At 68.9% G+C, this 7,522-nt stretch carries 7 protein-coding genes and 3 pseudogenes; 7 read left to right on the top strand and 3 right to left on the bottom strand.

What is annotated here, in order from left to right; genetic code table 11:
- A partial coding sequence (locus tag DD1DGNOD_RS10895) for a TetR/AcrR family transcriptional regulator (protein WP_241255646.1) occupies positions 1-424 on the bottom strand: 424 nt, incomplete at its 3' end.
- Between the two features lie 131 nt (positions 425-555).
- On the opposite strand from DD1DGNOD_RS10895, the pseudogene DD1DGNOD_RS30795 reads away from it, so the two are divergent.
- A pseudogene (locus DD1DGNOD_RS30795) lies at positions 556-777 on the top strand (tyrosine-type recombinase/integrase); the annotation flags it as partial.
- A 22-nt stretch (positions 778-799) separates the two neighbouring features.
- Positions 800-1,024: pseudogene (locus DD1DGNOD_RS10885) on the top strand (transposase); the annotation flags it as partial.
- A gap of 55 nt (positions 1,025-1,079) precedes the next feature.
- Here the strand turns inward: DD1DGNOD_RS10885 and DD1DGNOD_RS31140 are convergent.
- Positions 1,080-1,163 (bottom strand): annotated as a pseudogene (locus tag DD1DGNOD_RS31140) (hypothetical protein); the annotation flags it as partial.
- Positions 1,164-1,463: 300 nt separating this feature from the next.
- Between DD1DGNOD_RS31140 and DD1DGNOD_RS10875 the strand changes: the two are divergent.
- The 3 genes from DD1DGNOD_RS10875 (at position 1,464) to DD1DGNOD_RS10865 (ending at position 3,882) form a co-directional block, all read left to right on the top strand.
- Positions 1,464-1,727 (top strand): hypothetical protein, encoded by a 264-nt coding sequence (locus DD1DGNOD_RS10875; RefSeq protein WP_131770034.1) that lies wholly within the window; start codon positions 1,464-1,466, stop codon positions 1,725-1,727.
- A gap of 3 nt (positions 1,728-1,730) precedes the next feature.
- On the top strand, positions 1,731-2,789 hold the full coding sequence (locus DD1DGNOD_RS10870) for an alpha/beta hydrolase (protein ID WP_131770033.1): 1,059 nt from the start codon (positions 1,731-1,733) through the stop codon (positions 2,787-2,789).
- 175 nt (positions 2,790-2,964) lie between these two features.
- Positions 2,965-3,882, top strand: coding sequence for an alpha/beta hydrolase (locus DD1DGNOD_RS10865; RefSeq protein WP_131770032.1), 918 nt, complete (start codon positions 2,965-2,967; stop codon positions 3,880-3,882).
- 72 nt (positions 3,883-3,954) lie between these two features.
- Here DD1DGNOD_RS10865 and DD1DGNOD_RS10860 read toward each other — a convergent pair whose 3' ends face one another.
- Positions 3,955-5,388 carry an MFS transporter gene (locus tag DD1DGNOD_RS10860; protein WP_131770031.1) on the bottom strand — a complete coding sequence of 478 codons (1,434 nt, stop codon included), beginning with the start codon at positions 5,386-5,388 and terminating at the stop codon, positions 3,955-3,957.
- A gap of 404 nt (positions 5,389-5,792) precedes the next feature.
- On the opposite strand from DD1DGNOD_RS10860, the gene DD1DGNOD_RS29245 reads away from it, so the two are divergent.
- On the top strand, positions 5,793-6,122 hold the full coding sequence (locus DD1DGNOD_RS29245; protein WP_346434309.1) for a hypothetical protein: 330 nt from the start codon (positions 5,793-5,795) through the stop codon (positions 6,120-6,122).
- Between the two features lie 605 nt (positions 6,123-6,727).
- Positions 6,728-7,522, top strand: a 795-nt coding sequence (locus tag DD1DGNOD_RS10850) for an ABC transporter substrate-binding protein (RefSeq protein WP_241255644.1), incomplete at its 3' end; no start/stop codon positions are given.

The raw sequence follows: 7,522 nt of genomic DNA, 5'->3' as shown, positions 1-7,522 counted from the left end.
CCGCGGCGGCGTCGTCCACGCCCTGACAGGAGCGATGCAGCGCGGACTGCTCGTCGTGGGCCCCGCTGAGCAGCGCGGCGGCGACACCGCGGTAGGTCGCCACGTGCTCCACCAGGTCGGACAGCCAGGTGACCAGGGCAGCGCCCGGAGCGTCCGCTTCGAGCAGACGGTCCGCCTCCACGCAGAGGGCGGCGGTACGGTCGTGCACCAAGGCCTCCAGCAGCGCCTCCCGGCTGGCGAAGTGCCGGAACAACGTGCCGATGCCGACACCCGCGCGCCGGGCTACCTCGTTGAGGGAGATCTCGTCGTCCTGGCTGGTCATGGCGTCCCTGGCCACGGCGAGGATCCGCTCCCGGTTACGCCGGGCGTGGGAACGCATCGGTCGTCCGGTGGCCTCCGCCAGGTCACTCATGCGTACCGCCACCCATGCGAAACCTCCTCTGGTTCGACCGCATCCCTGATGAGCCTATGGAGTCCGGCCGGGAGGCGGCTGCGCGCCCGGGGACGAAGAGCTCCACAGGCTGATCGCCGACCAGCAGTCCCACGTCGCCAGAGCGACTGCACGACGCCACCGTCCGCCGCCGCTGGGAAGCCGTCCACAAGGTCGACATCCATGGCCGGCGGGTCGTCCTCGACCTCGACGGCCCGCCTGCCGAAGCCGCCTGGGCCAAACAGCGGCCCGGCCGAGCCACCCAGGCGTTGCCCAACGGCTTCTGCGGCCTGCCCGTCCAAAAACCTGCCCACCACACAAACCAGCAGGTCACATCCTTGATCTTCTGATCGGCTCCAGATAACCAACGAACGGTTGAACAAAGAGATCCGCCGGCTCACCGACGTGATCGATATCTTCCCCGACTGCGGCGTTACTATACGCCTCGTCAACGCCGTTCTCGCGGAACAGCACGACGAGTGGATCGAAACCCACCTCTACATCGGCCTGGAAATCCTCGCCAAAGCCAACTCGGCACAGAAGTCCCACGACACGCCCGAGATCAGCGGGACACCAGAAGCCCTGACCGCATAACTTGACCGAGGATCACGCGGAATCACCCTCCGTATACTACGTCGCCGGACGTGACCGCGCGGGGCTGCCGGCTGGGTTCGGGAAGTCGTTCGAGAACCACGGGCGAAACGCCGGACAGCGCGAGCTCCCCGGCCGGCATCAGCCCGGTCGGGCGAGCGGGCGCCGACTACGACACCCTGGGCGCGCATGCTTTCTCCCATCACTGGAATGTCAGTCCTGCCAGTTCCGGGGCCGGCGGCTGACGCGGTCCTTACCCAACGCTGAAGCCCGATCGCGCACGCGTCCACACGCCAACGTGGTTCTAAAGCGGTTGTTAAGAGAAGGGCGGATCCGGCGCGGGCGTCATTGCCTGCCTCGCCGCCGCACCTTTAACTGTCTGCGGAGTCCTTCCCACACGCCTTTCCGCAGGATCTATTATCACATCACCATGGAGGCCACGTTGTCGACCTATCTGGCCGAAGCGCCCCTGTTCCCGGAACGCCGAAGCTGTCCGTACCGCCTGCCGGACTCCTACAAGGCGATCGGTACGCGGGGACCGGTCAACCAGGTCACCCGGTGGGACGGCCGCCGGGTCTGGCTGCTCTACCGGCTGGTCGAACGCCCCCTGGTGCGCCAGTGGAGCAGCCCCCGATTGCCGCGACCCGGCCAACCGTCACCAAACCGGCAGAATCCCGGCGCGGCTGTCACGGTGGCGGTGCAGTGAATCATGTCCGCATCGCCTTCGGAACCCGGTCTTCCCACCATCGACCCGGAGCTGGCCGACGTGGCCGGTGCCTTGCTCAGCCACGAAAAGCACGTCTTTGCCCTCCTCCGCGGCGAGGCTCAGCGCGCACTCGCAGCCGAAGTCGCTACGGCAGAACTGCCGCCGGTGCACAGCATGGACCTGTTGGCTCCGGGGGAGCCGCAGGTGCCAGTCCGTCTGTGGCGGCCCGTCGCGAGGGCCGCCCCGGTGCCGGTGCTCGTGTGGATTCACGGCGGTGGGTTCACCGCGGGCGACGCGGCCGCGCTGGACCCGTTCTGCGCCGAAGTCGCGTCCCGGTTGGACATCGCGGTCGCCAACGTCGAATATCGGCTCGCGCCGGCAACGCCCTACCCCGGCCCGGTGGAAGACTGCTACGCGGCGCTGCGCCACGTCTACCGATCGGCCCGGGAACTGGGCCTGGACCCCGAGCGCATAGCTATCGGCGGCGCGAGCTCGGGCGGCGCGCTCGCGGCTGGAACGGCGTTGCTGGTGCGGGACAAAGCAGAGGTTCCGCTGGTGTTCCAGCTGCTGGACGTGCCGATGCTGGATGACCGGCTGGCCACGCACTCGGCGGTGACATACACGAACACTCCCGGGTTCAACCGGGCAGGCGCCGCTTCGGCGTGGGCCGCCTACCTGGGGCCGGCCCGGCGGCCTGGCGGTGACGACGTGCCGCCCTACGCCGCACCCGCTCGGGCCGAGGAGCTGCGCGGGCTGCCGCCGACGTATCTCACCACGATGGAACTGGATCCGCTGCGGGACGAAGGCATTCACTACGCTCTGCGGTTGCTGGCCGCAGGGGTGAGTGTGGAACTGCACTCCTTTCCCGGCGCTTTTCACGGTGCCGAGACCTTCGCGCCGTTCGCCGCGGTGTCCCGGCGCGCGGCGGAAGAACGGCTGCGTGCGCTGGCCCGTGCGCTGTCGGTCGAAACAGACGACCGGGTGGTGTTGGGCGCCGCCATCTCCCGGATCCCGCAGGATTCGATACCACAGTTTTCGGACGACACCGGAGGACCCGCATGACCACTGCTCGGAAATGCCCCGCCTTGCCCCTGGAGCCGGCCGTCGACGCGCCGCGGACTGAGTGTCTACACCTGTCGAAAGCCGGGATCGAGGGACTTGCCAGAGCGCTGGCCGTGGACTGGGCGGCCGTACGGCCTCGGCTGAGCCGTCCTGACACCAGCAGAAGGGAAAACCGATGACACGCATCTCGGCCGAGCCGGTGGAGAGCACACTAGCCGAGTTGCTCGCTGACAGAGGCGCGCTAAGCCGCCTGCCGCTGGCGGAACCGGACCCGCTTCCCGGCACCGAGGCACTGGACATGCAAAACCTGGAAGCACACGATCCGGTGTCGGGACTGCGGGTGCCGGTCCGCCGCTATGCGCCCCGCAACCGGACGTCCGCGTTGCCGGCGGTGCTCTACATCCATGGCGGCGGCTGGGTGATCGGCAGCATTGACATGGTGCATTTCCTGGTCGCGCCGCTGGCCGTCAAGCTGAACGCGATCGTGATTTCGGTGGGTTACCGGCTTGCGCCCGAGCATCCGTTCCCCGCCGCGTTCGACGACTGCCTCGCCGTCCTGCGCTGGATGGCCGCCGAATCGGCCGAACTCGGCATTGATCCCGCTCGGATCGCGCTGAGCGGAGTAAGCGCGGGCGGGACGCTGGCCACCGGGGTGGCTCTCGCGGCACGTGACCACGGCGGCCCCGCGATCCGCCTGCTGCACATGGTCACACCTTCGCTGGACGATCAGGCCGACACCGCATCGATGCGCAGGCAGTGGGAGCCGGAGTACCTCAGTTCACGGCTGGCACGGGAATGCTGGGACGCCTATCTGCGTGATGTCGCGGGCAACGTGCCGGCGGTCGCCGCTCCGGCCCGGGCGGATGACCTCGCCGGCCTGCCGCCCACCTTCATCGCGGTCGCTGAGCTCGACGCGGTCCGCGATGAAGCCCTGCAGTTCGCTTTCCGCCTGATCCAGGCCGGCGTTCCGGTTGAGCTGCATCACTTTCCAGGCGCCACGCACGGCCTTGCCGGCGACGTTGGGCCGGGACTACGTCAGCGGATCACCGAAACAGTACCGGCCGCCCTCAGGGAAGCACTCTTCCAAACCTGATCCGCACAAGAGGACACCATGACCGCCGCACTGTCCGAAAAACCGCGCACACTGCCGGGCCGGTCGTTCGTTTCAGCCGGCCGCGTCGGCGGTCGCCGGGGCCTTACTCCGGCTGGGACCGAACCAAACCCCCAGTGACACCAGGATGCCGATGACCGCCGGCGCGGTGAGCCAGGTGAAGACCCGGGCGAAGTGGTCCACCTCGCTGCCGGCGCCCTGGGTGAACGGCAGCAGGAACACGGCGATGCCGATCAGGCCGCCGACGGTGATGGCCACCTGCACGATCCCGGCGGTGACACCGGTGTCCTGCGGGTCGGCGCTGGAGAGGATGACGACGTTGAACGGGACGATGGCCAGGCCGACGCCGAGGCCGATGATGATAATCTGTGGCAGCACGGCGGAGGCGTAGCCGGCACCGTCGTCCACCCGGCTGAGCCAGGCCACGCCGACCGCGACCACCGCGAGCCCCGCCACACCCCGGGCTTTGAGGCTGATCGAGCTGGCCCACTTGGTGATTATCGAGGCGCTGAGCAGGATCGAGATGGCGAAGGGCAGCAGCGCGAGGCCGGTTCGCACCGGGCTCAGATCGAGCACGGCATGCAGGTACTGGGCCAGGAAGAACAGGAAACTGCCCAGCACCGCGGCCAGCAGCGTGAGGTTGAGAAAGCCGCCGAGCCGGTCCCGGTGGGCGAAGATCCGGCCCGGCAGCAGCGGCTCGGGGGAGCGGGAGTCCACCACCGGCAGGAGCGCGAACAGCACGACGGCGGCCACCAGCGGGGCGATCGTCCCCGCGTCCTGCCAGCCCGTGTCGGCCGCGTGGACCAGGCCGTACACACCGGCGGTCAGTGCCCCGGTCGCCAGGGCCGCGCTGGGGATGCCCAGCGAACGCTGGCTGCGGACAGCGTCTCGGGTCCCGAGTACGCGCAGGGCGACGACAAAGATCAACGCGGCTATCGGGACGTTCACCAGGATGCTCCATCGCCAGTTGCCGGCCGAGGTCAGCAGCCCGCCGAACACCATGCCGGAGGCCGAGCCGAGCGCGGTGACGGTGGAGTAGAGGCCGAACGCCCGCTGTCTGCGCTCCCCCTCGGACAGGACGGTCAGCAGCGCCAGCGCGCTGGGGCCGGCCAGCGCCGCCCCGGCTCCTTGCAGCACCCGGCCGACGAGCAGCACCGCGACGTCCTGCGCGAGACCGGCGACCAGCGAGGCGACGGCCACCAGGCCGATGCCGAAGAGGAACACCCGGCGGTAGCCGAACACGTCGCCGAGCCGTCCGGTGACGAGGAGCAGCGCGCCGAAGGCAAGATAGAACCCGTTGAGGATCCAGGCGCCGGTGGTGATGCTGGCGTCGAAGCGGGCCTGGATCTGCGGCAGCGCCACGTTCACGATCGTGCCGTCCAGTTGCAGCAGGTACTCGGCACCGACGATCGCGGCGAGCACGAGCCCCCACGCCCTGGGCGGACCGCCGCCCGTCGTGGTCGTGCTGGAACCGGTTTCGGTGCTCACGATGCCTCCTGGAGCAGACGGGGATTATTTTGAGGATGGCTCACCTTAGGAGTTCGGCCCTGATAATATGAGCTATCCTCGACTTGTCAAGGTGGAGGTCTCCGATGAAGGAACAGCCCGCTGTCGCCGGCAGGGCACGCCGGGCGGACGCCCGGCGCAACCACGACGCGATCCTGCGGACGGCGCGCGAGGCCTTCTAGGCCAGGGGCTCCGCGGCGCCCCTGGAAGAGATCGCCGCCCGGGCGGGTCGCCATCGGCACCCTGTACAGGCATTTCCCCACCCGGGAGTCGTTGATCGAGGCCGCGACCAGGGACGGTCTCGCCGCTCTGATCACGTTCGCCGACGAAGCAGCCGTGACCGACAAGCCACTGTCCGCCCTGCGGGACCGGACGGGGCGCAGGCGGTGCGGTACTGCAGCACGTTCCGTGGGCTGATGGGGCTCCTGACGCGCAGCCGGCACGGCAAGGGCACCCTGTCCGGCTCGTGCACCGACATGTACCGGTGCGGTGCCGGCCTGCTGCACTCGGCGCAGGCCGCCGGGCGGGTACGGCCGGACTTCACCGCCGAGGATCTGTTCGACGTCATCAGCGCCGCGTCCTGGGTGCGGGAACGCTCGCCCGCCGGCCGGGACGGCAGCACCCGGATGCTGGCTCTGTTGCTGGACGCTGTCGTCACGGACAGTTCCGGATGGACCACCCCTGATGATCATGTTTCGATCCAAGGTTCGCTTTAGAGCCCTACTGTCACAATCCATTCCGTCCGAGCCTCTTGGCTGGTGGAAGCGTGAGGGAGCGCGATTGTGTCGGTGGGGCCGCATGGGCATACGGCTGAGAACAGCGCCCGGGAACCGCGTCTTGGCGCACAGCCGGTGACCACCGGTCACCACCGGGGAGCATGACCGGTGACCCGGCACGGATCCGCCGCGCTCTCCCGCGTCGGGAGCCGTCCCGACGCCACCCGCGCGGTCGGACGCGGGCATCCGGTCGGATGTTGTCGGCGACATTGAGATGTCGTCGGCGACATCGAGCGGATGCCGGCGGCACGGAGCGGGTCATCGCGCGGCCCGGTGAACTCCTGACGGCCGGCGGCACGGGCCGGGCGCGGCCGAGCTAAGGCTCGTTCCCGCCCCTCCCGAGGACCACGGGAATCCGCGCCGGCGGCCCACGCCCACCGCGTCGAACTCCGCCCGGCACCGGCCGGACCGTACACACGAAACCGTCCGGACCACCCGGACCGTCCGACGGCATTTCCAGGCACAGCATTCCCAGGCACAGCGCTCTCCGCGAACGCATTCTTCGGAAATATCTCAACATATTTTATCGACGAAACGGAGTTCTCATGTATTCTCGCAGGAATTTTCTCACCCTGTCGGTGGGCTCACTGGCCGCGTTCGGCCTGGGCTCGAGCCTGGTGGCCTGCGCGGACGACTCCTCGCCGGGCGATGGCGGCGGGACGCCGAAGAGCGGCGGCAGCATCACCTTCGCCACCACCGCCGAGCCCGACAGCTGGGACCTGCACGTCTCGGTCTCCACCCTGTCCGCGTTGACGCTGCGCGCCGTGTACGACTCGCTGGTGTACCAGAAGGCGGACGGCACCTTCGAACCGTGGCTGGCGAAATCCTGGGAGATCTCCGACGACGGCCTGCGGTACTCGTTCGTGCTGCGCGACGACGTCACCTTCCATGACGGGACCGCGTTCAACGCCCAGGCGGTGAAGGTCAACTTCGACCACATCGTGGATCCGGCGACGAAGTCCAGGAACTCCAAGACCCTGCTCGGCCCCTACGACCGGACCGAGGTCACCGGCGACTTCACCGTGGTCGTGCACCTGAAGTCACCCTATTCGCCGCTGCTCGGCGCGTTGAGCAGCACGTATCTGAGCTTCCACTCGCCCGCCGTGCTGCGCGCCAATCCCGCCGACATCGCCTCGGGCGGCAAGTTCCTGGTGGGAACCGGGCCGTTCGTGTCCTCGTCGCTCACCCCGGGACAGAACGCCGTGTTCACCCGCCGCCCGGGCTACCGCTGGGCGCCGGCGTCGGCGGCGCATCCTGGGGAGGCCTACCTCGACCAGTACGTCATACAGTTCCTCGCCGACGACGCCGCCCGGGTCGGCGCGCTGACCTCGGGGCAGCTC

Source organism: Candidatus Protofrankia californiensis, assembly GCF_900634765.1.
Taxonomy (GTDB): Bacteria; Actinomycetota; Actinomycetes; order Frankiales; family Frankiaceae; genus Protofrankia; species Protofrankia californiensis.
The sequence above is the reverse complement of the archived record's forward strand: the minus strand, read 5'-3'. Positions and strand labels throughout refer to the sequence as shown.

Excerpts from the sequence above, each read along its gene's own strand:
- DD1DGNOD_RS10870 (WP_131770033.1), top strand. The coding sequence starts at position 1,731 with ATGTCCGCATCGCCTTCGGAACCCGGTCTTCCCACCATCGACCCGGAG.
- DD1DGNOD_RS10865 (WP_131770032.1), top strand. The coding sequence starts at position 2,965 with ATGACACGCATCTCGGCCGAGCCGGTGGAGAGCACACTAGCCGAGTTG.